The 20,989-nt window shown below is 58.0% G+C and carries 22 protein-coding genes and 1 tRNA gene; 5 read left to right on the top strand and 18 right to left on the bottom strand.

What is annotated here, in order from left to right:
- Nucleotides 1–55: 55 nt before the first annotated feature.
- The 4 genes from FFS64_RS06075 to FFS64_RS06090 form a co-directional block, all read right to left on the bottom strand.
- On the bottom strand, nt 56–988 hold the full coding sequence (locus FFS64_RS06075; RefSeq protein WP_137804608.1) for a D-2-hydroxyacid dehydrogenase: 933 nt from the start codon (nt 986–988) through the stop codon (nt 56–58).
- Between the two features lie 120 nt (nt 989–1,108).
- A complete protein-coding gene (locus FFS64_RS06080) occupies nt 1,109–1,402 on the bottom strand; it encodes a YcgL domain-containing protein (RefSeq protein WP_095195499.1) in 294 nt (97 codons plus the stop codon).
- Complete coding sequence (rnd, locus tag FFS64_RS06085; RefSeq protein ID WP_137804609.1) at nt 1,399–2,532, bottom strand: ribonuclease D; 1,134 nt, start codon at nt 2,530–2,532, stop codon at nt 1,399–1,401. Before rnd ends, FFS64_RS06080 begins: the two co-directional genes overlap by 4 nt.
- A 154-nt stretch (nt 2,533–2,686) precedes the next feature.
- Nucleotides 2,687–4,336 carry a phosphoethanolamine transferase gene (locus tag FFS64_RS06090; protein WP_137804610.1) on the bottom strand — a complete coding sequence of 550 codons (1,650 nt, stop codon included), beginning with the start codon at nt 4,334–4,336 and terminating at the stop codon, nt 2,687–2,689.
- Between the two features lie 344 nt (nt 4,337–4,680).
- Between FFS64_RS06090 and FFS64_RS06095 the strand changes: the two genes are divergently transcribed.
- Together FFS64_RS06095 and FFS64_RS06100 are read left to right on the top strand one after the other, a co-directional pair.
- Nucleotides 4,681–5,598 (top strand): DMT family transporter, encoded by a 918-nt coding sequence (locus FFS64_RS06095; protein WP_137804611.1) that lies wholly within the window; start codon nt 4,681–4,683, stop codon nt 5,596–5,598.
- 96 nt (nt 5,599–5,694) lie between these two features.
- On the top strand, nt 5,695–6,630 hold the full coding sequence (locus FFS64_RS06100; protein WP_137804612.1) for a LysR family transcriptional regulator: 936 nt from the start codon (nt 5,695–5,697) through the stop codon (nt 6,628–6,630).
- Nucleotides 6,631–6,633: 3 nt separating this feature from the next.
- Here the strand turns inward: FFS64_RS06100 and FFS64_RS06105 are convergent, their stop codons facing one another.
- From FFS64_RS06105 to dapA, 8 genes are all read right to left on the bottom strand, one after another.
- Entirely contained in the window at nt 6,634–6,999 is a 366-nt protein-coding gene (locus FFS64_RS06105) for a 5-carboxymethyl-2-hydroxymuconate Delta-isomerase (protein ID WP_137804613.1), read from the bottom strand.
- Between the two features lie 57 nt (nt 7,000–7,056).
- The gene (locus FFS64_RS06110; RefSeq protein ID WP_137804614.1) at nt 7,057–7,986 is read right to left on the bottom strand and encodes a LysR family transcriptional regulator; all 930 of its coding nucleotides are present in this window, start codon (nt 7,984–7,986) and stop codon (nt 7,057–7,059) included.
- A gap of 170 nt (nt 7,987–8,156) precedes the next feature.
- On the bottom strand, nt 8,157–8,348 hold the full coding sequence (locus tag FFS64_RS06115; RefSeq protein ID WP_137804615.1) for a DUF1508 domain-containing protein: 192 nt from the start codon (nt 8,346–8,348) through the stop codon (nt 8,157–8,159).
- Nucleotides 8,349–8,537: 189 nt separating this feature from the next.
- A tRNA-Ser gene (locus tag FFS64_RS06120) sits at nt 8,538–8,627 on the bottom strand.
- An 84-nt stretch (nt 8,628–8,711) separates the two neighbouring features.
- Nucleotides 8,712–9,425, bottom strand: a complete 714-nt coding sequence (purC, locus tag FFS64_RS06125) for a phosphoribosylaminoimidazolesuccinocarboxamide synthase (protein WP_095195488.1) — start codon at nt 9,423–9,425, stop codon at nt 8,712–8,714.
- 28 nt (nt 9,426–9,453) lie between these two features.
- Nucleotides 9,454–10,212 carry an MBL fold metallo-hydrolase gene (locus tag FFS64_RS06130; protein ID WP_137804616.1) on the bottom strand — a complete coding sequence of 253 codons (759 nt, stop codon included), beginning with the start codon at nt 10,210–10,212 and terminating at the stop codon, nt 9,454–9,456.
- 4 nt (nt 10,213–10,216) lie between these two features.
- Nucleotides 10,217–11,332, bottom strand: coding sequence for an outer membrane protein assembly factor BamC (bamC, locus tag FFS64_RS06135; RefSeq protein ID WP_137804617.1), 1,116 nt, complete (start codon nt 11,330–11,332; stop codon nt 10,217–10,219).
- A gap of 17 nt (nt 11,333–11,349) precedes the next feature.
- A complete protein-coding gene (gene dapA / locus FFS64_RS06140) occupies nt 11,350–12,228 on the bottom strand; it encodes a 4-hydroxy-tetrahydrodipicolinate synthase (protein WP_095195485.1) in 879 nt (292 codons plus the stop codon).
- 328 nt (nt 12,229–12,556) lie between these two features.
- Between dapA and FFS64_RS06150 the strand changes: the two genes are divergently transcribed.
- The gene (locus tag FFS64_RS06150) at nt 12,557–13,117 is read left to right on the top strand and encodes a glycine cleavage system protein R (RefSeq protein ID WP_056856013.1); all 561 of its coding nucleotides are present in this window, start codon (nt 12,557–12,559) and stop codon (nt 13,115–13,117) included.
- A gap of 10 nt (nt 13,118–13,127) precedes the next feature.
- Nucleotides 13,128–13,601 carry a peroxiredoxin gene (locus tag FFS64_RS06155; RefSeq protein ID WP_137804618.1) on the top strand — a complete coding sequence of 158 codons (474 nt, stop codon included), beginning with the start codon at nt 13,128–13,130 and terminating at the stop codon, nt 13,599–13,601.
- 143 nt (nt 13,602–13,744) lie between these two features.
- Here the strand turns inward: FFS64_RS06155 and FFS64_RS06160 are convergent, their stop codons facing one another.
- The gene (locus FFS64_RS06160) at nt 13,745–14,815 is read right to left on the bottom strand and encodes an AI-2E family transporter (RefSeq protein ID WP_137804619.1); all 1,071 of its coding nucleotides are present in this window, start codon (nt 14,813–14,815) and stop codon (nt 13,745–13,747) included.
- 31 nt (nt 14,816–14,846) lie between these two features.
- Nucleotides 14,847–15,086 carry a sulfurtransferase TusA family protein gene (locus FFS64_RS06165; RefSeq protein WP_095195482.1) on the bottom strand — a complete coding sequence of 80 codons (240 nt, stop codon included), beginning with the start codon at nt 15,084–15,086 and terminating at the stop codon, nt 14,847–14,849.
- A 98-nt stretch (nt 15,087–15,184) separates the two neighbouring features.
- On the opposite strand from FFS64_RS06165, the gene FFS64_RS06170 reads away from it, so the two are divergent.
- Nucleotides 15,185–16,618: a M48 family metalloprotease gene (locus tag FFS64_RS06170; protein ID WP_137804620.1), complete on the top strand. Its 1,434-nt coding sequence runs from the start codon at nt 15,185–15,187 to the stop codon at nt 16,616–16,618.
- Nucleotides 16,619–16,696: 78 nt separating this feature from the next.
- Here FFS64_RS06170 and FFS64_RS06175 read toward each other — a convergent pair whose 3' ends face one another.
- The 4 genes from FFS64_RS06175 to rpoE all read right to left on the bottom strand — a co-directional run bounded on the left by FFS64_RS06175 (nt 16,697) and on the right by rpoE (nt 20,471).
- Nucleotides 16,697–18,124: a DegQ family serine endoprotease gene (locus tag FFS64_RS06175; RefSeq protein WP_137804621.1), complete on the bottom strand. Its 1,428-nt coding sequence runs from the start codon at nt 18,122–18,124 to the stop codon at nt 16,697–16,699.
- 178 nt (nt 18,125–18,302) lie between these two features.
- Entirely contained in the window at nt 18,303–19,262 is a 960-nt protein-coding gene (locus tag FFS64_RS06185) for a MucB/RseB C-terminal domain-containing protein (RefSeq protein ID WP_137804623.1), read from the bottom strand.
- A gap of 8 nt (nt 19,263–19,270) precedes the next feature.
- The gene (locus tag FFS64_RS06190; protein ID WP_137804624.1) at nt 19,271–19,858 is read right to left on the bottom strand and encodes a sigma-E factor negative regulatory protein; all 588 of its coding nucleotides are present in this window, start codon (nt 19,856–19,858) and stop codon (nt 19,271–19,273) included.
- A gap of 31 nt (nt 19,859–19,889) precedes the next feature.
- Entirely contained in the window at nt 19,890–20,471 is a 582-nt protein-coding gene (gene rpoE / locus FFS64_RS06195; protein ID WP_003172477.1) for an RNA polymerase sigma factor RpoE, read from the bottom strand.
- Nucleotides 20,472–20,989 lie beyond the last annotated feature (518 nt).

Raw genomic sequence — 20,989 nt, forward strand, 5'->3', positions numbered from 1 at the left:
AAAACCAAATGTGGGAGCGGGCTTGCTCGCTCCCACATTTTGATCTTGGGTGGACTCAATACCCGCGTTCGAAATCCACTTCCCCACGCAACGCTTCACCCGCCTGATACGCCCGCAGGTTCTCGACAAACAGCTGCACCATCAAGGATGGCGACGTCGGTGCCGAGCTGTGACCGGTCAGCAGCAGACCCCAGGCCGTCCAGAACGGATGGCGCTGTGGCAGTGGCTCCTGACGGCAGACATCAATCACCGCCCCCACCAGATGGCCTTCTTTCAGGGCTTCCACCAGGTCTGCATCGACCACTGCCACACCGCGTCCGACGTTGATGAACAACCCGGTCGGCTTGAACTGTTTAAACAGCGCTGCATTGTAGATATCGTGGGTGTTCGGCGTATTTGGCAGCAGATTGATCACGTAATCCACTTGACCAACCAAACGCGGCAAGTCGGACAATGAGCCGACTTCGACAAACGGCGCCTGTTCACGGGCCTCACTGGCGATGCCGTACAACTCGACGCCAAAGGGTACGAGGAACTGCGCCACGGTCTGTCCGATGTCACCGGTGCCGACGATCAGCACCTTGCGACCCGCCAGGCTCTGGCCATGGCGACTGTCCCACTTGCGCTCGACCTGGCTGACCAGCCGTGCCAGTACTTCACGCTCGTGACCGAGCATGTAGGTCAGCACGTATTCGGCCATGACCTGGCCGAAAATCCCCACTGCGCGGGTCAGGCGATAGTGGCGCGGCAGACCGTCGGCCAACAGCGGCGTGATCCCCGCCCAGGTCGACTGCAGCCATTGTGGATGGTGGCCTTGACGCAGCAGGGTCGCCAGCAGGTCGGGTTGGCCGAGCCAGACCGGACACTCGGCAGCCTGGCGAGCCAGTTCGGCGGAGTCACTGCTGGTCAGCACTTCCAGCTCTGGCGCGGCCTCGCGCAGGAGTTGGGCGTACACAGGGTGGTCGTGTTCGGCAATCAGAACGCGCATGCTTCAACCTTTCAAAAAACGCTGCAGACGGCCGCCGACGGAGCATCCCCGCGTCGAAGCGGCCATCGCCAAAATCATTCCAGTGTTTCACAAAGGCTCTGAACAGAGCCTGTCTGCCGGTTACATCGGGTCGTTGCGTCGCAACAGCTCTTCCGGCAAGTGCTCGATGTATTCCTCTTCGGCCGGCGGCATTTGCAGGTGATAGCCCTGCTTGTCGAGGTTTTCCAGGACGACGGTGATGTCCTCGCGCGACAGCTTGCGCTCGGGGGTCAACACCAGATCGAAAGCGTGGATGGCTTTGCCGAAGGCGGCCATCAGAGGTTCCGGAACGCGCTCGAGTGCATCACTTTTGAGTACGTAGAGGTACATCTCGTTTTTCTTCGAACTGCGGTAGATGGAGCAAATACGTTTCAAGGCTGTTCTCCGGCGGTGGCCAGGCTGTCGAGCAGCACCTGGCCCATCAATTCGCGGCGCCAGCCACGCAGCGAATCAGGCAATTGGTAGGGACCATTGGGGAAGCCGCTTTTGAGCAGCGCTTCCAGGGTTTTCTTGCGCAGCATCAGTTCCGGCGCGATGTTCAGGCGCTCGGCCTCGGCCTGGCCGATGGCTTTCAACTGCTTAAGCAGGGCCGCGGCGTCCACCGGCAAAGGCTCCGGTACGGCTGGCGGCCATTGATCTGGCGACACACTGCCAGAGCGCTTGATCAGATCAAGCAGAAACTCGCCGTCCTGACGCACGGTACGCGGGTGCATGTCTTCGATTTTCGCCAAAGCGCCGAGATTGTCCGGCTGGGTGCGCGCCAGTGGCCACAGCGAGTGTTCGCGGATGATGCGGTTGCGCGGCAGGTCACGGGCACGGGCCTCAGTCTCACGCCAGGCGCAGAGTTCACGCAACACGGCCAGTTGGGCGCGGGACAGCTTCCAGGCCAGCTTGGCGTCGCGATAGACCTCATAGGGATCGGTCTCGCGGCGCAGGTTGGCCACCAGCTCGGCGCCGTCTTCCAGGACCCATGCATATTTATCGTCGCAAAGCTTCGGACGCAGCTGTACGAAAACTTCCGCGAGGTGCACGGCGTCTTCAGCGGCGTAGCTGATCTGGGTTTCGGACAGCGGACGTTGCAGCCAATCGGAACGGGTTTCGCCCTTGGGCAGATCGATGCCGAGTACTTCCTGAACCAGCCGCGAATAGCCCATGGAAAAACCCAGGTTCAGGTAAGCGGCGGCCAGTTGCGTATCAAACAACGTCGCCGGCAGGCTGCCGGTCAGGCGCAGCAGAACTTCGAGATCTTCGCTGCAGGCATGCAGGACTTTGACCACGGCCGGGTTTTCCAGCAGCGCGGACAGCGGCTGCCAGTTGTCGATGCTCAGCGGGTCAATCAGGTAGGCGCGCGTGCCATCGCCCACCTGCAGCAGGCCGGCGATCGGATAGAAGGTGTCGACCCGCATGAATTCGGTGTCGAGGGCAACGTAAGGCAACTGCTGCCACTCGGCGCAAAACCGGCCGAGACTATCGTTGTCGCGAATCCAGTGAATATCGATGGCCACACGGCTCTCCCTTGAAGAATGGCCCGCAGTATATATCGCCCCCGACGATTTCCGCGCATCCACTGAACAAGAGCTTGAGCGAAAAAACCTTACGCACCGCTAGAAATGCTGCCATTTGCCCGACACAAGTACATCACCGACGTACTGAAGGCTGTCACTCTTTGGCCAACACCCCGTCGATCACCGCCCCACGACAGCCGGCAAACATATCCAGATCCTGGTTGTAAGCCTTGCTGTTGACTTCCAGCAGCCCCAGCATCGAATGAAACAGGTTGTCCTGGCTCAGGGGCTTTTCCCGGCTCAGTTGCAGGCAATGGGTGTCCACCGAAAACGACTTTTGATAGCTGTCGGAGAACCAGGCCAGCATGGCCACATGCTTCTGTTGTTCCGGCGCCAGCATGTAAGGCGTGCCATGCAGGAACAGGTTGTATTCGCCCAGGGATTCACCGTGATCCGACAGATACAACATGGCGGTATCGACCTTGTCCTGTTTGCTACGCAACAGGTCGATCAAGGTCGACAGAACGTGGTCGGTATACACCAGCGTGTTGTCGTAGCCATTGACGATACTTTCGCGACTGCAATTGTTCAGCGCATTACTTTCACAGACCGGGGTGAAGCGTTCGTATTCTTTCGGATAGCGTTTGAAATACTCCGGGCCATGGCTGCCCATCTGGTGCAGCACCAGAACGGTGTCTTTATCGAGGTTGTCGATAAAATGCTGCAGGCCTTGCAGCAGGATCTCATCGCGGCATTCACTGTTGGCGCACAGCACCGGGTCTTTCAGGTTACTGACATCGTCGAGTGTCACCCGGTCGCAAGTGCCCTTGCAGCCCGACTGGTTATCGCGCCAGATCACATCCAGCCCCGCCCGCTTGAGCACGTCCAGCAGACCTTCTTCATTCTTTGCCTTGCTGGCGTTGTAATCCTTGCGCCCCATGTTGGAAAACATGCAGGGCACCGACACGGCGGTTTCCGTACCGCAGGAGTGCACGTCCGTGAAAGCGATCAGGCCGGCCTCTTTATCAAGTTTTGGCGTGGTATCGCGGTCGTAACCGAGGACGCCGAAGTTCTCCGCCCTCGCACTCTCGCCCACCACCAGCACGGTCAGGGATTTGCGGCCATGGGTTTGCCAGACGGGGTTTCGCTGGGCATCCTCACCAACTTTGACAAAGGGTTGTTGCGCAGAGGCGACCTGTTCGCCCAAGTAACTCAAAGACGCACCAATGTAGTTGCTGGGAACCACCATCAAACGCAACTCATGGTGATTGCGAAACAACGAAGAGAGCCCTTGATAATTAATCAGTGCGACTCCACCAATGACTGCAACCGATGCAATACCCACCAGAATTTTACTTAATAACTCACGGTGCCATCGCCGGTAATTGATCGGTGTTTTCCATACCAACCACGATGGCAAAACACCAAGAAGCACAATATAAACAAGCAACTTAATCGACAGTAATCCACGCACTTCCGTCATATTCGTTTCAGCGAAGTTGCGCAGCATTCCGGCATCGATCAATACGCCGTACTGACTCATGAAGTAAGCAACGCCCGCGCTGATCATGAACAGCAACATCAGGACCGGCTTCATCACAGGCCGGAACGCCAACAGGGTCAGCACTATGTTGAAGGCCGCAAGGATCATTGCACCGAATGCAACGCGCATGACAATTCCTTTACCGTCAGACGCGGTGATTTCAAACAAGTGTTGCCACAACACCAGATTGAAGGCAGTCAATAAAAAGGCGCTGGCAATCAGTATTACCCACTCCGGGCGCACGGCTTTAATCTTCAACATGATGATCGGCTGTTCCTGAAAAGAAGTGCCTTCGATAAATGTGAAAATTTCATTTACCGCGACAACACTAACTCTAGGCAACCGACCATCAATTTTTTGTGAAAAATAAGCCAACGATTAGTTGGCACTGGAAAACAGATTAAAACTTTCAGCTTATTTGAGAATGGTTCAGCTCGGGTTCAGGGTACAGGCCCGGGTAATGTAACTCCCCTTCAGGGAGTGAGCCCGTTGGCTCTATTGGCAAACGGAGTATTTGATTTCCAAATATCTGTGTGGACTTTTTGATTTGCCGCCTCCGGCAGGTGCGCGCCTAATCGGGTCCCTGCAAACCGGGAAATCCCACCATGAAACACAACGGTTTCGCCGTCGCTCACGCCGGCATGTTGCTTTGGGCCCTGTTGATCGCCGCCTCGTTTGCCGCTGCGGCGCAGGTCAGTCAAGCCATCGACCCGATCCTGCTGACCGGGTTGCGTCTGCTGTTTTGTGCCCTGGTGTTTTTACCCCTGCTACTGATCAAAGGCGATAGCCCCATCACTGCCCGTGGTCTACTTGGCCATGGCGTGCTCGGTTTGTTGTTGGCGGTGTATTTCGGCTCGCTGTTCGAGGCGCTGCGCTACACCTCGGCGATCAACACCGGAACAATGTTCACCCTGGTGCCATTGCTGACCCTGGCTTTTGAAGCGGTGTTGATGCCCGACAGCCACCTGAAGCAGCGGGTAGCACCGATGCTGATTGCCGCTGCCGGGGCCGTGTTGCTGGTGATGAAAGGCACCGGCCCGGGCGAGCTGCCCTCGCCGTACGCATTGTCGGTGTATGGGGTTGGTTGCCTGGCGTTGGCGCTCTATTCGCCCCTGAGCCAGCGACTCAAGGCCGGCAGCCTCAAGGGGCGCGGACCGGTGAGCATGACCTTCTGGAACATGCTGTTCGGTGCACTGTTTCTGCTGGCGTTCTGCGGTTTCAGTGGCGGATGGCGTTCGGCGTCATTGCTGGCAATGAGTGATTTTTACTGGCTGGTGTACCTGGCACTGTTCGCCACCCTGGCGACTTTCTGGCTGCTGCACCGGGCCATTGGCGTGATCGCTCCGTCCTCGGTGATTTCCTATATCTACCTGAGCACGCTGTTTATCACGATGTTTCACTGGTTCTGGTGGCGCCAGTCGCCAATGCCGCTGGAAGTGGTGGGCGCAGCGTTGGTCGGGATCGGAATGCTGGCACTGTTGCTGTCCAGCCGACGCGCGATACCCGTCACGATTCAGAGTTGATTACTGACAGAACGTTCTCCTCGCTCCTGCATTCCGCTAGGATCAATCGCACAAGATTGCGCAGGTCAGCGCAACGAGCACTTCGAGACGGAATGGATGCTGAACAGTAACGTGCTAAGAAAGCTGGATATGCAGGACCTCATGGTGTTCGTCGCCGTGTATGAGCAAAACAGCGTCACAGGGGTCTCCGAGGCGCTTTGTGTCAGCCAGTCCACCGTGAGCTACTGCCTGAAAAAACTGCGCAACAGCTTCGAAGACGAGCTGTTCATCAATACCCGCACAGGCATGCGCCCCACCTACAAGGCCGGCAGCATGTACCCCCACGTGCTGAAGATCCTCGAAAGCATCAACCTGTGTCACGCCGGGCCGACAACCTTCGATCCAACTTCGCAGCCGGTCACCTTCAACATTTGTGCGCCGGAATACTTCGAGCAGTTGATCCTGCCGCACCTATTGAAGGGCTTCGCCTTCGCCGATCTGCCGGTAATGATCAATATGCACAAGCTGGAAACCGACATCCCGGCCGAGGCACTGCGTGATGGCAGCCTCGACCTGGTGATCGGATTCGGCCCGAACTTTCATCGCAGCCACGGCGACTTCAACACCAGGACGCTACTGAGAGATGATCTGGTTTGCGTCTTCGACCAACGTGCCACCCCGCTGGAGACACGCTTGAGCCTGCAAACCTTTGTCGAGCGCCGGCATGTGTTCCCGACACCCTGGATGTCCACCACCAACATGGTCGACGGCTGGTTGGCGCAGCAAGCCCGGCAACGACAGATTGTCGCGCGGGCCAATAGCTACAGTGCGGCACTGAAGATGATCACCGGCACCGATTTGATCCTCACGCTGCCGAGGCGTATCCAACAATTGCTGGCCAATGAGGCCACCTTCGATCACCGCGAAGCGCCCAATGGACTGCCGGGGTTCACCCTCGACATGCACTGGAGCCAAAGCGTCGATCAGGACAGCGCCAACACCTGGTTGCGTGGGCAAGTCATCAAGGCCTGCGCCGCGCCGCTAATGACCTGAAACTCAAGGACCGATGGCGGCCTTGGTGTACGACTCTCGATCGATGTCGAGGATTTCCACACACAACTGGACCTCGACACCTGCAGGCCACTCACACAGTTCCTTCACCACCGCCAGCAGGCTTTCGGATAGCTGCTGCTTGATCTGCGGCGAGCGTCCGCTCAACAGCGCCAGCTTCACATGCACGAACGCCCGCTCGGCCAATGCCGTGCCGACCTTGAACGTATCGACCTTCACCGCCCGACTCTTGATGTCGAATTCGGCACCGAATTGACCGGAAGCCACCAGCGTGTTGTTAAGCCGCATCAACGCCACATCGGTGTTCAGATCAGGCAAGTTAGCGGTGTATTCCAGATGCAGGTGAGGCATGGCGTAACTCCTGTAGGTCGGTGGAAAGTTCGTACGTGTATCACAAAGCTACCCTGTTCACTGGGGGGGCAGCGAGAACAGATTGCGCTCCCCCATGAACGCCTCAAGTCGTGAACGCAGCCAGCGTTCGGCAGGATCGCTGTCGACATGACTGAGCCAGACCATGGATAACTCAAGGGTCGGGGTCTTGAACGGAAACGGTTCCTTGAACAACTGCCCCGATGCCGCCATCGCCTCGGCGGTATAATCCGGCAAGCTGGCAATCAGGTCAGTACCGGCCAGCAACGCCGGCAACGAACTGTATTGCGGCACCGACAGCACGACCTGACGCGACCGGCCGATCTGCGCCAGCCACTCATCGGCGAAACCGCTGACATTGGCGATATGCGATACCAGCACATGCGGGCGCGAGCAATATTCATCGACGGTCAGCGGCGTATCGGAGGCATCGGCACGCAGCACGGAAGGATGGATGTGCCGCAACAATTTGCGTTTGGCATTGGCCGGCAGACCGCGCGTCTGGGTGATACCGACCGTGATATCTCCCGCCGCCAGCAAGTCGGGAATCCGCCAATAATCGACACTCTGCACCACGAACACCACCTTCGGCGCTTCCTGGCGCAACGCGCGCAGCAAGGGCGGCAACAGCGCATATTCGACATCGTCCGACATACCGATGCGAAAGGTCATCGTGCTGCTGCTCGGGTCGAAATCGTGGGTCAGGCTCAATGCCACCGACAGCGAATCCAGCGCCGGCGACAGGTGCCGAAAGATCTCCTCGGCCCGCGCCGTCGGCTCCATGCGGTGGCCGACGCGAATGAACAACGGATCGTTGAACATCGTACGCAAGCGGTTGAGCGCCGAACTGATGGTGGGCTGACCGAGAAACAACTTCTTCGCCACCTTGGTGACATTGCGCTCTAGCATCAGCGTTTCAAACACCACCATCAGGTTGATGTCGGCCTTGCGTAGTTCGTTGCGATTCATCCATTGGCCCCGCGCCCTTTAACTGCCGACAGTTTAGGGAGGTGTCGCAATCGGCGTCTATGCAACCTGAGCGAATCGCCTCAAGCATTTGCGTTTAATCCGAAAATACTCACTGAGAGCGCCCGACTGAAACGAAGCCGCTCTGATTGAGCAGCTTCATCACATGAAGCCTAGATCTCCTTGACCGGGGTCCGATCGCAAGTCCCCTTGATCAAACTGATGGCATGCACGCAGTCAGACTTGTTGACGTAAGCTTCGCCACTGGCAACCGTTTCATGATTCCCCGCCCGCAAACGCCACCGCCATTGGCCCTTACCATGCTGAACGGTGCCACGGGTTTGCCTGTAAATCTCAAAATACATTGTTCGCTCCTTGCGATTACTGGTTATGAGCAGATCAGTGATCTGCGAAAAACAGAGTAGAGGAGGATTTTTTGGGGAGGGAGTGATTGAGTGTCAGGGGGTATTTCGGGGGGGGGAAGCCTGGATCGCAGGAAGACACGCACAACAAAAAAGCCCCGTAGCTTTTCAGCTACGGGGCTTTTCAATGTATGGCGGAGAGATAGGGATTCGAACCCTAGGTACCGGTGAAGGTACAACGGATTTCGAATCCGTCCCATTCGGCCACTCTGGCATCTCTCCAACGGCGCGCATCATAACAACACTTTCGCCGGAAGCGAACCCCCTTTCGCGAAATATTTCTGTGCTATCAGATGCTTGCGTCGGTTAAAGCGGTACGCCCAGACGTTTGGCCACTTCTTCGTAGGCTTCGATGACATCACCGAGGCCCTGACGGAAGCGGTCCTTGTCCATTTTCTTCTTGGTGTCCTTGTCCCAGAGGCGGCAGCCGTCCGGGCTGAACTCGTCGCCCAGCACGATGGAGCCGTCGCTGAACACGCCGAATTCCAGCTTGAAGTCCACCAGCAGCAGGCCAGCGTCGTCGAACAGCTTGGTCAGCACTTCGTTGACCTTGAGCGACAGTTCTTTCATGCGAACCAGTTGCTCAGCGGTGCCCCAGCCGAATGCCACGACGTGGGATTCGTTGATGAACGGGTCGCCCTTGGCGTCGTCCTTCAGGAACAGTTCGAAGGTGTAAGGGTTGAGCTTCATGCCCTCTTCGACACCCAGGCGCTTGACCAGGCTGCCGGCAGCGTAGTTACGCACGACGCACTCGACCGGGATCATGTCCAGCTTCTTCACCAGGCACTCGTTGTCGCCCAGCAGTTTGTCGAATTGAGTCGGCACGCCGGCTGCTTCGAGTTTCTGCATGATGAAGGCGTTGAACTTGTTGTTCACCATGCCTTTGCGGTCGAGCTGCTCGATGCGCTTGCCGTCGAACGCCGAGGTGTCGTTGCGAAACAGCAGGATCAAGCGGTCAGCGTCGTCGGTCTTGTAAACCGACTTGGCTTTGCCGCGGTAGAGTTCTTCACGTTTTTCCATGATGGGCTCCGCTTGCTAAGTAGATGGGCTAGGCGATATGTCGCCAGTCGAGCCCTGAATCTTGATCGGCCAGTTGCAGCCAGTCCGGGTCGCACCCGAGGGTGTCGACAAAACATTGCCGGGCCAGCTGCGGCAGGTTGTTCTTGCTGCTCAGATGGGCCAGGACCAAATGTTGCAGGCCTTGCCAGCCCAACTCGGCCACCAGGAATGCCGCCTGATGGTTGTTCAAATGTCCCAGTTCACCACCCACCCGCTGCTTGAGAAAGTACGGGTAGTGACCGCGAGCCAGCCTGTCACGGCAATGGTTGGCCTCGATCATCAATGCATCGAGATCCCGATAGCCGTCCAGTACCTTGCTGCAATACGAGCCCAGGTCGGTCAACAGGCCGAAGCGCCGCTGACCGTCACTGAATACATATTGCGTCGGTTCTTGCGCATCGTGGGCCACGGCAATGACGCCAATGCTCAAGTCGCCGATCTGCAGTTGCTCACCGCCCGCCAGAAAGCCCGCGGGTTCGATGGGTTTGCGCATCCCGCGCAAGGTGCCGCGACTGAGGTAGACAGGCAGATTGTAGCGCCGAGACAGCAAACCCACGCCATGCACGTGGTCGGCATGTTCGTGGGTCACGAGTATCGCGCTCAGCTGCGCAGGGTTCACACCCAGGCGCAACAGGCGTTTTTCGGTTTCCCGCAGGGAAAAACCACAATCCACCAGCACGTACGTATCAGCGCTGGCTATCAGCGTGCCGTTCCCTTGGCTACCGCTGCCGAGAACGGCAAAACGCATGTGATCAGCCCAAATTGTCCTGAATCACGGTCAACACTTTGCGCGCCACGTCAGCCGGCGCCACGGTGTTGATGTTCTTCTCGACAGTGACCTGAACGCTATCGCCCACCTTGCTCAGGCGAACCTGATAACGCTCGGCGCGGGCTTCAACTTCTTCCTTGTTCGGCGCACTGCCGAACAGGCTGCTGAAGAAGCCTGGTTTGTCGTCTTTCTTCTCGGCCTTTTCAGCCAGGTTGATGTAGTACAGGCCCAGGCTGCGGTTGATGTCTTCAACACGCCATTCGCCCTGCTCCAGTGCACGACCGACGCTCGACCAGGCACGATCCAGGTCGGAACCGACGTTCAGGACAGGGTTGCCACTGCCATCGACGTTCAGGCTGACACGGCTCGGCGTGTCGAAGTCACGGGAGGCCAGCATCGAGACCGAACCGCCCTTCTCCGAGATGCGGCTCATGCTTGCGAGCATGTCGTCGACCAGTGCCGCGTCCAGTCCGGTGTTGACCGAACGATTGGTGAAGGCCACGTCGGCGATGCTGCCGGCAGGACGTTCGGCGGTGACCACATAGATTTCACTGGTGTTGCGCTGCACACCTGGCTCGACACGCACCCGAGCGCGGATTTCGCTATCGGTGCTGACACCTGCCGCGCTCAGGCGCTTGGCCATGGCTGCCGACAGTTCGTCCGAATGTTGCCAGGTTGTGGTGAATTCACCGGTTTGCGGGCGTTGCTCGTCCAGGCGGAAACCGTTGTCCTGGAAGAACTGCACGGCCACTGGCCAAGCTTCTGCAGGCGGGTTTTGCGCCAGGATGGAGCGCGAATCGCCGCTCTTCTGCAGGGAGTAAGCACTGGCGTCGGCTCCGGCCGACAATGGCTGTGGCCGAGGAACGACATACTCACCCTTGGCAGTGTCATCGGCCACGTTGCGCGGGATCGGCAACAGCGGATCCAGACGCTTGGCGGTGCTGACATCCGGTGGCAGTTGCATCGGTGCAGTCTGTTGCGCTTCCAGGTAATCGCTACCACGGTCACGGAAATAACCTTCCGGGCCCCAGATCCATCCGCAGCCACTGGTGCTGGAGATAATCAAGGCAAGTGCGGAAAGTCCGGCCATTCGCTTCATGCGTAGTACTTCCTCAATTAAACCAGGACACCGGACAGGCGCATGGCCTGCCGCAGCGGTTCGTGACATTCGGCGCTGAGCCAGGTGAGCGGCAGACGGATACCGTCCGGCATCAAGCCCATTTCATGCAGCGCCCATTTCACGGGGATAGGGTTGGATTCGATAAACAGGGTTTTATTGAGCGGCATCAGCTTTTCATGAATGGCACGCGCCTTCTCGGCATCGCCGTTGAGGGCCGCGATGCACAGGTCGGCCATTTCGCGCGGGGCGACGTTGGCGGTGACCGAAATATTACCCTTGCCGCCCAGCAGGATCAGCTCGACTGCGGTGGCATCGTCACCGGAGATCACCAGGAAATTGCTGCTGACACCGTCGATGATGGCTTTGGCACGCTTCAGGTCGCCGGTGGCTTCCTTGATACCGATGATGTTCTTGACGGTCGACAGGCGGATCACTGTCTCGGCTTGCATGTCGCACGCGGTGCGACCAGGCACGTTGTAGAGGATCTGCGGGATATCGACGGCTTCGGCGATGGCCTTGAAGTGCTGGTACAAGCCTTCCTGGGTCGGCTTGTTGTAGTACGGCGTGACCAGCAGGCAGGCGTCGGCGCCGGCGTTCTTCGCGTTGGTAGTCAGCTCGATGGCTTCGCGCGTCGAGTTTGCGCCGGTACCGGCGATCACCGGAATGCGACCATTGACCTGCTTCACTACGCGCCGGATCACTTCAATGTGTTCGTTCACATCGAGGGTGGCCGATTCACCTGTAGTGCCGACCGCCACGATGGCGTGGGTGCCGTTTTGCAGGTGAAAGTCCACCAGTTTGCTCAGGCTGTCCCAGTCGAGATTACCTTGTGCATCCATGGGTGTGACCAGTGCCACCATACTGCCCGCAATCATGCAACCGCTCCTGCCGGAAAAAGAGAGCCGTAATGGTACTGGCGCCAAGATGCTTGTACAAGCGAAGTACTGCGCTGCCGCCATTCCCCTTGGCGTCGCTTTTCGCTACCCTTCAGACTTTGATCGGTACTGACAAGCTCGTACGTCGGGTTTCAGCCTCCATTTTCGGCATCACAAGCCCCATTCCAGCGTTGCCACCGCCCGCTCCTGCCATACTGGAGCACGTTGCAACCTGCGCCCGGGACTTTCTGAATTCGCATCCGCAGGCTCGCCCCCGGCAAAACAAGCCGATAGAAGTACCGACCGCTCATCGCTTTAGGAATGCTGCATGTCCACCCCCACAGTTCGCGAACAATTCCTTGTCATCAGTGCCCTCGGCGCCAACCCCATGGAGCTGACTAACGTCCTGTGCCGCGCCAGCCATGAAAACCGCTGCGCCGTGGTCACCTCTCGCCTGACCCGTCACGGCGAGTGCAGTGCGCTGGTCCTCGAAGTCTCCGGCAGCTGGGACGCCCTGGCACGCCTGGAAGGCAGCCTGCCAGTACTGGCAAAACGGCACGCCTTCACGGTCAACGTGGTGCGCAGCGCGGCCCTGGAGAACCGTCCCCAGGCCCTGCCGTACGTCGCCTATGTCAGTTCGGCTTACCGCTCGGACATTATCAACGAGCTGTGCCAGTTCTTCATGGACCACAACGTCGAGCTGGAAAACCTGACCTGCGACACGTATCAGGCTCCGCAAACCGGCGGCACCATGCTCAATGCCACCTTCACCGTGACCCTGCCGGCCGGCGTGCAGATCAGCTGGTTGCGCGATCAGTTCCTGGATTTCGCCGACGCGCTGAACCTGGATGCCCTGATCGAACCGTGGCGCCCACAAAACCCAATGTAAGGAAGCTTTCATGGCCGTTGCCATCGATCAACCGGTTGCCGACTTCGACGCCCCCGCCACCAGCGGGCAAACCGTCAGCCTGGCGGCACTCAAAGGTAAGCAGGTGGTGATCTACTTCTATCCGAAGGACAGCACGCCGGGCTGCACCACTCAAGGCCAGGGCTTTCGCGACCAGCTTGAAGCCTTCAAAGCAGCCAATACCGAAGTGTTCGGCGTTTCCCGCGACAGCCTGAAATCCCATGAGAACTTCAAGGCCAAGCAGGCGTTCACGTTCGAGCTGATCAGCGACAAGGAAGAAGCGCTTTGCCAGCTGTTTGACGTGATCAAATTGAAGAAGCTGTACGGCAAGGAATACATGGGCGTGGATCGCAGCACGTTCCTGATCGACAAGAATGGCGTGCTGCGTCAGGAATGGCGCGGTGTGAAGGTACCGGGACATGTTGATGCGGTGTTGGCGGCTGCTCAGGCGCTGAACAAGGCCTGATTGATCGGGCGCCTGCTCAGGCGCCTTCCCGAGCTGGCTCGGTCCCACATTGGTGCTGCGTTCACCGCAAACGTACCTTTGGGAGCGAGCCTGCTCGCGAAGAGGCCACCCACCTCACCAAACAAATCAGAGCCCCCCCCCCGTTACAACAACGGCGCAACTACTGGCTCTTTGCGCGGCCACGCGTCCAGCACGGCCTTGAACAGGGTCGCCAGGGGAATCGCGAAGAACACCCCCCAGAACCCCCACAACCCGCCAAACAACAACACTGCACAGATGATCGCCACCGGGTGCAGGTTGACCGCTTCCGAAAACAGCAGCGGCACCAGTACGTTGCCGTCCAGCGTCTGGATGATCCCGTAGACCGCCATCAAATAGATGAACTGATCGCTCCAGCCCCACTGGAACAGCGCAATCAAAAGCACCGGAACGGTCACCACCACGGCCCCGACGTAGGGCACCACCACCGACACACCGACCAGCAACGCCAACAGCGCCGCGTAGTTGAGTTCCAGAACGACGAAGGCGATGTAAGTCACACCACCACAAATGAAGATCTCGATGACCTTGCCGCGAATGTAATTGGCGATCTGCCGGTTCATTTCATGGGCGACACGGGTGATCAGCGCTCGCTCGCGAGGCAGGTAGCCGCGCACCCATTGACCGATCATCGCCCGATCCTTGAGGAAGAAAAACACCAAAATCGGCACCAGCACCAGATAGATCATGATGTTGACCAGCAGCGGCAGGCTCGACAGCGAGAACGTCAGCGCCCACTGCCCAAATTTGCCAATCTCGCCCCGCGCCACTTCGATGGCTTGCAGCACCTGCTCGTCGGACACGAGATGCGGATAGCGTTCCGGCAGCAGCAATAACAGCGACTGCCACTTGGCGAGCATGCCGGGCAACTCGTTGAACAAGGTGATCAGTTGATGCCAGAGCAGCGGCACCACAACCACGATGAACACCAGCAGCACGCCCATGAACAACGCAAAGACCAGCCCCACCGCCACCCCGCCCGGTACACGCAGGCGTTCCAGGGTCAGCACCAGCCCTTGCATCAGGTACGCCAGCACCATCCCGGCCAGTACAGGCGCCAGCATACCGCCCAGGGTCAGCACGGCGGTGAACGCCAGGACCAGCAGAACCGCCAGAACCACGGCCTCTTCATCGGAGAAGTAGCGCTGAATCCAGTCGCGTAACACTTTGAACATCAATAATCCTTAAGAACAAATGCCGCAGGTTTCAGGCTTTTTTCAACCAATAGCGGTACACGCCCGCTTCATCTTCTTCACGAAGCAGCGTATGACCGGCCAATCGGGCAAAGGTGCGAAAATCACGCTGTGAGCCCGCATCAGTGGCAATCACCTTGAGTACCGCACCGCTGACCATCCGGTTAAGTTCCATCTTGGCCTTGAGCAACGGCAACGGGCAATTCAAGCCACTGGCGTCCAGTTCAACGTCATGGGCTACAGCGTCGGTCATTGCATCACTCCGGTTCAGGTGGTTGAGCGGCCTAGAATATCTGGTCGCGAGGCTGGTGTCCGGCTACAGTAAGGTCTTTGTCGACTAAGGCTTTGTGCATGACTTTTTTGCGCCCTACCCTGCTGACGCTCGCTTGCCTGCTCGCCTCACCGGGCTTCGCCGACGACCTGCCGTCACTCGGTGACGCCAGTTCTGCCATCGTCTCGCCGCAGCAGGAATATCAGTTGGGCCGCGCGTGGCTGGCACTGTTGCGCAGCCAGGTGTCGCAGCTCAACGACCCCCAGCTCAAGGACTATGTCGAATCCAGCGTCTACCGGCTGGTGGAGACCAGCCAGGTCAATGACCGGCGCCTGGAGTTCATTCTGATCAACAGCCCGCAACTCAACGCCTTTGCGGCGCCGGGCGGGATTGTCGGGGTGAACGGTGGCTTGTTCCTCAATGCCCAGACTGAAGGCGAATATGCCTCGGTACTGGCTCACGAATTGGCTCACTTGTCGCAGCGCCACTTTGCCCGTGGCGTAGAAGCCCAACAGCGCATGCAAGTGCCGATGATGGCCGCGCTGCTGGCCGGGATCGTGATTGCCGCGGCCGGTGCCGGCGATGCCGGGATCGCCGCCATTGCGGGTACACAGGCTGCAGCAATTCAGGAACAGCGGCGTTTCTCGCGCCAGAACGAACAGGAAGCCGACCGTATCGGCATCCTCAATCTGGAAAAGGCCGGTTACGACCCGCGCTCGATGCCCTCAATGTTCGAACGCCTGGGGCGCCAATACCGATTCGACGCCAAGCCACCGGAATTCCTGCTGACTCACCCGGTGACGGAATCGCGTATTGCCGACACCCGCAACCGCGCTGAACAGGCCAAATCGGGCGGTATCGAAGATACCCTGCGCTATCAGCTGATTCGCGCACGGGTTCAACTGATCTATGAGGAAACCCCTGGATTGGGCGCCAAGCGTTTTCGAGCGCAACTGGATGAAAATCCGAAAAGCGATGTCGCTCGCTACGGCCTGGCAATCGCCCAGATCAAGGGCGGGCAGTTGAATGAAGCACGGGGAAATCTAAAGCTACTGCTGGCCAAATCGCCAAACGAGATCATTTACAACCTCGCGCAAATCGATCTGGACATCACCAACAATCGCCTGGCAGACGCGCAAACCCGGGTAGACCGCATGCTGACCCAGTACCCCGGCAACTATCCGCTGAACCAGGTGCGCGTCGACCTGCTACTGAAACAGAACCGCGCCGCCGATGCCGAAAAAGCACTGGAAGGTCTGCTCAAGTCGCGTCCGGACGATCCAGACGTGTGGTACCAGGTGGCCGAGACTCGTGGCCTGTCAGGCAATATCATCGGCCTGCATCAGGCACGTGCCGAGTACTTCGCCCTGGTCGGTGACTATCGCCAGGCTATCCAGCAACTGGATTTCGCCAAACGCAAGGCTGGCAGCAACTTCCCGCTGTCATCGCGAATCGATGCCCGTCAACGAGAGTTGATGGAACAGGAGCGGATGATCAAGGACATGATGGGCTGACGGCTTCGGAAATCATTGATTTCAGGCACAAAAAAACCGCCTCTTTCGAGGCGGTTTTTTATTCAGCCAGCAACCGGATTATTCAGCCAGTTTGAACGTAATGAAGCTGGCGCGACCTTGGCGCAGAACCCGCATCGACACCGAGCGATTCTTCGGCAGCGCCTTGGCGATGTCGGTGAATTGCTGAGTGGATTCGATGGCCTGATTATTCAGGTGAGTAATGACATCGCCCGGCTGCAAGCCGATCATGGCGGCAGGACCGTCCTGAACTTCCTTGATCACCACACCGCCTTTGAGGTCGTAGGTTTTTTTCTGTTCCGCGGTCAGCTCGACGACGGAAACACCGAGACGATTGCTGCTGCTCTCGACGCCCGATTTCGATAGCACACCCAGCTCTTTGTCCTCGTCTGGAATGGCGCCGACCGTCAGCTCGACGTTCTTGCGCTTGCCCTCACGGATCACCTCCAGATTGGCCTTGGAGCCTGCCTTCAGCGCACCCACCAGATGTGGCAGATCGGCGGACATCACGATGGGTTGACCATTCATGGTCAGGATCACGTCGCCAACTTGCAGGCCACCCTTGGCTGCCGGGCCGTCATCCTGGATCTGGGCGACCAGTGCACCGGCCGGTTTATCCAGGCCGAACGACTCGGCCAGATCCTTGTTCACTTCCTGGATCACCACGCCCAACCAGCCACGACTGACTTTGCCACCGCTTTTCAGCTGATTGGAAACGTCCATGGCCACGTCGATAGGAATCGCGAACGACACACCCATGAAGCCGCCGGAACGAGTGTAGATCTGCGAGTTGATCCCGATCACTTCGCCATTCAGGTTGAACAGCGGCCCACCGGAGTTACCCGGGTTGATCGGCACGTCGGTCTGGATGAACGGCACATAGTTTTCGTTCGGCAGGCTGCGGCCGACGGCACTGACGATACCTTGGGTCACCGTGTGGTCAAAGCCGAATGGCGAACCGATCGCTACGACCCATTGGCCAGCCTTCAGATCCTGGGATTTGCCGAGTTTCAGCACCGGCAGATCCTTGCCTTCGATTTTCAGCAGTGCCACGTCGGAGCGCGGGTCGGTACCGATCAACTTGGCCTTCATTTCGCTGCGGTCAGCGAGACGGACGAGAATCTCGTCGGCATCGGCAATCACGTGGTTGTTGGTCAGGATATAGCCGTCAGGCGAGATGATGAAACCCGATCCCAGGGACTGGGCTTCACGCTGACGATCACCGCGAGGGGTGCGCGGTTGTGGAGGCATACCACGCTCAAAAAACTCGCGCAGCATCGGCGGCAAGCCTTCGAGATCGGGCATCTGCTGGTTCACTTTGCGGTCCGGCAGTTTCTGCGTGGTACTGATGTTCACAACTGCCGGCGAAGCTTGCTCGACCAGCTGCGTGAAGTCAGGCAATTCGACCGCTTGTGCAGCGACCGCCTGACCGAGAACCAGCACGGTGGCAAAAATGGAGAGATAAGACTTCAAACGTGGTATCGACATACGGCTCCCGTTACGACGAGCATGGTTAAGCGATATGGATCAAGGAACACCGGGAAAGATACGCCGGTATTTTTGTTCCGGGAACAACAAACAAGGCCAGAGCCGAGGGGCTCTGACCTATAAAAAATTTGGGAGGGATTTGCAACTTGAAATGCTCACGAAACATTTCGATTTCAGCTCACTGCTTGCTGGCAGCGGCATCAGTACGCATGGATAACGCAATTCGTTCCGCGGTGCCAGCCGGAATTTCGCCTACCACGGTCACCATCATCTCGCCTTGTGGCGTGGTCAAGCGCCGGGAAACCGCAACGGTGGGACCCAACTGAGTTCGGGTGTCGGTGACGGCGGCGCCATTCAAAGGCTCCAGGAACACCGAAAAACGCGCCAGGCCATCATCATAGAGCAGGCTACTGACCTGGGTTTTGGTTTGCGGATCCTTGCGTGCCGAACTGCTGGTCAGCTCAAAGCCGGGAGGCAACCAATCCGAATGCCAGACCTGTGCGGCTTTGATCGCCGAAGCCTTGTCGCTGGCGAGGTTGATTGGCTTGCAATCAGTGCCAGGCTGCAAATCACTGTCTGAGGGAACATCGACGGTATCGAGTTGCGTGAATTGGAAGCGCTCCAGCAACTGTCCCTTGTCGTTTAGAAGTAACGACTTGAGCGGCAGGCCGGTTTCTTTATCCAGATGCAGTTCAAACCCGTAACGGTGTTGATCGCGAGGCGTCAGTGAAATAATCACTGCCGCACGCCCAGCCACGCGCGACTTGCCGATGACAGCAAGGTCATACCAGTTCTTGAGCTTTTGTGGATCGAGTGTACGAGCTGCAGAGTTTGGCGAATCCCCCAGCCCGGCTATCAGAGTGCCGCTGACGCATTGAGTATGTCCATCAATGCGTACGACCTCCTGTGCTGAGCCGTCGAGCTGGAGCAAACGCTCGCGGACCTTGCCATCCTGGACGCGGTGCCAGATGTTATGGGTAGAAAAACTACCGTTACGCTCGTAGACAAAAGTACCGTGAAAGCTTTGCTGCTGCTCGGCCTGACCAAGACGGGTCAACCAGTCCTGGGCTTCATCGGCGTGGGCTGGAACAACAAACCAGCCACTCAGCAGAAGCGAAAGTAGAGGTATGGCGCGCATGATCCTCCTTAACGGTTTTCCAGGCTTGCTGCACGAGCGTAAGGCAGAGCGCTCTCAGTACCTTTCAGTGCAGCCTGTTGAGCGTGTTGGCGCAAGTAGCTCGGCAGACGTTGATCGTGCCAGCCCAGCTGACCTTGCAATACGCCGTTGGCCATAGGGCCAGTGGCTTCCGAACCCTCATTATAGCCTGCCAGAACAGCCGGGCCTTTTACTTGAGGAGCGGCCAGATTCTGTTGGGTGGACTGCTGCGCCAGTTCTACACCAGCAATCTCATCCTGGTTGTACAGGCGAACACCTGCCAGTACGGCAACGGTCACCGAAGCAGCCACTGCCAGGCGACCCAGGCTGCGCCATGGACCACGGGAGACTTTTGCCGGAACGGTTTCGTCAGCCAGGGCTGCAGAAACGGCCGCTGCGATATCCAAGCGTGGAAGCAACAGATCCTTGTGCATCGCTGCCCGAGCGATCTGATAACGAGCCCAGGTTTCACGGGTTTCAACATCGTCGCAGGCACTCAGCACCCGACGCAATTCCAATTCGTCCGCTTCGTTATCCATCACTGCGGACAGCGATTCCTGCAGGGCTTCCCGACTCATGGCGTTCCTCTCTTGGCTGTCGCCGCTGTCTTTAGTTTTCCTGCAACAACGGCTGCAGGGCTTTATCGATGGCCTCCCGGGCGCGGAAGATCCGGGAGCGCACGGTGCCCACCGGACATTGCATGACGCTCGCAATGTCCTCGTAACTCAGACCATCGAATTCACGTAAAGTTAAAGCCGTACGCAAATCTTCCGGCAGTTGCTGAATGGTTCGATGGACGGTGCCTTCGATCTCATCCCGCAGCAAAGCTCGTTCTGGCGACTCGAGATCCTTGAGGCCATGATCGCCATCGTAGAACTCTGCATCCTCGGAACTGACATCGCTATCCGGCGGCCGACGGCCGCGTGAAACCAGATAGTTTTTCGCCGTATTAATGGCGATGCGGTAAAGCCACGTATAAAACGCACTGTCTCCGCGAAAATTTCCAAGTGCGCGATACGCCTTGATAAAGGCTTCCTGCGCCACATCCTGGGCTTCATGGGTGTCGTGCACGAAACGCACGATCAACCCGAGAATTTTGTGCTGGTATTTCAGCACTAGCAGATCAAAAGCACGCTTGTCGCCGCGCTGAACGCGTTCGACCAGCTGCTGATCCTCTTCCTGGGTTAGCATGAACACTCCTCGATAAGCTCGGAGGAGGCTTGCATCACTAAACGACCGGGCTTGCAAACATAGACTCGGGCTTTTCGCAAAAGTTCTCCCCCTCCAGGCAAGTTTCCTGCGGCCTCTGAACCGGCACGCACGAAAAGCGCAGCGCGAGATGCCCCGGCTGCGCGAATAATCTTGTCATCGGATTCGCGACAAGGATCCAGCTGCAGATCCTCCACTGAAACCGACACTGTCCCTTTTATCAGGCAACCGTCTATTGATCTTGGGCCTTTGGCAAAAGTTCCAAATATTTATAGCTGCGCGAAACCGACATTGTGCAACCGTGAAGCGAAAAAGACTGTTAAATCCGCGATACAGTCCTCTTGTCGCCGAACCGACCAAGTATCCATCCGACGAAGCGTCCGGTTTTTTCCGTCACAGTAGTTTCACAATGCCATATGGACCCGGCTATTGTGCCGCTCCCCCCCTCTATATACTAGTGGGCTGTGCGGTTGCCTGACCTTGCATGTCCAGATGTCCAG

The sequence above is a fragment of the Pseudomonas sp. G(2018) genome, from assembly GCF_005502415.1.
In the GTDB taxonomy this organism is placed as follows: Bacteria; Pseudomonadota; Gammaproteobacteria; order Pseudomonadales; family Pseudomonadaceae; genus Aquipseudomonas.

Coding starts and splice junctions, on each gene's coding strand:
- FFS64_RS06075 (WP_137804608.1), bottom strand. CDS start 988: ATGCGCGTTCTGATTGCCGAACACGACCACCCTGTGTACGCCCAACTC.
- FFS64_RS06090 (WP_137804610.1), bottom strand. CDS start 4,336: ATGTTGAAGATTAAAGCCGTGCGCCCGGAGTGGGTAATACTGATTGCC.
- FFS64_RS06095 (WP_137804611.1), top strand. CDS start 4,681: ATGAAACACAACGGTTTCGCCGTCGCTCACGCCGGCATGTTGCTTTGG.
- FFS64_RS06100 (WP_137804612.1), top strand. CDS start 5,695: ATGCTGAACAGTAACGTGCTAAGAAAGCTGGATATGCAGGACCTCATG.
- FFS64_RS06105 (WP_137804613.1), bottom strand. CDS start 6,999: ATGCCTCACCTGCATCTGGAATACACCGCTAACTTGCCTGATCTGAAC.
- FFS64_RS06110 (WP_137804614.1), bottom strand. CDS start 7,986: ATGAATCGCAACGAACTACGCAAGGCCGACATCAACCTGATGGTGGTG.
- FFS64_RS06115 (WP_137804615.1), bottom strand. CDS start 8,348: ATGTATTTTGAGATTTACAGGCAAACCCGTGGCACCGTTCAGCATGGT.
- purC (WP_095195488.1), bottom strand. CDS start 9,425: ATGGAAAAACGTGAAGAACTCTACCGCGGCAAAGCCAAGTCGGTTTAC.
- FFS64_RS06130 (WP_137804616.1), bottom strand. CDS start 10,212: ATGCGTTTTGCCGTTCTCGGCAGCGGTAGCCAAGGGAACGGCACGCTG.
- bamC (WP_137804617.1), bottom strand. CDS start 11,332: ATGAAGCGAATGGCCGGACTTTCCGCACTTGCCTTGATTATCTCCAGC.
- dapA (WP_095195485.1), bottom strand. CDS start 12,228: ATGATTGCGGGCAGTATGGTGGCACTGGTCACACCCATGGATGCACAA.
- FFS64_RS06150 (WP_056856013.1), top strand. CDS start 12,557: ATGTCCACCCCCACAGTTCGCGAACAATTCCTTGTCATCAGTGCCCTC.
- FFS64_RS06155 (WP_137804618.1), top strand. CDS start 13,128: ATGGCCGTTGCCATCGATCAACCGGTTGCCGACTTCGACGCCCCCGCC.
- FFS64_RS06160 (WP_137804619.1), bottom strand. CDS start 14,815: ATGTTCAAAGTGTTACGCGACTGGATTCAGCGCTACTTCTCCGATGAA.
- FFS64_RS06165 (WP_095195482.1), bottom strand. CDS start 15,086: ATGACCGACGCTGTAGCCCATGACGTTGAACTGGACGCCAGTGGCTTG.
- FFS64_RS06170 (WP_137804620.1), top strand. CDS start 15,185: ATGACTTTTTTGCGCCCTACCCTGCTGACGCTCGCTTGCCTGCTCGCC.
- FFS64_RS06175 (WP_137804621.1), bottom strand. CDS start 18,124: ATGTCGATACCACGTTTGAAGTCTTATCTCTCCATTTTTGCCACCGTG.
- FFS64_RS06185 (WP_137804623.1), bottom strand. CDS start 19,262: ATGCGCGCCATACCTCTACTTTCGCTTCTGCTGAGTGGCTGGTTTGTT.
- FFS64_RS06190 (WP_137804624.1), bottom strand. CDS start 19,858: ATGAGTCGGGAAGCCCTGCAGGAATCGCTGTCCGCAGTGATGGATAAC.
- rpoE (WP_003172477.1), bottom strand. CDS start 20,471: ATGCTAACCCAGGAAGAGGATCAGCAGCTGGTCGAACGCGTTCAGCGC.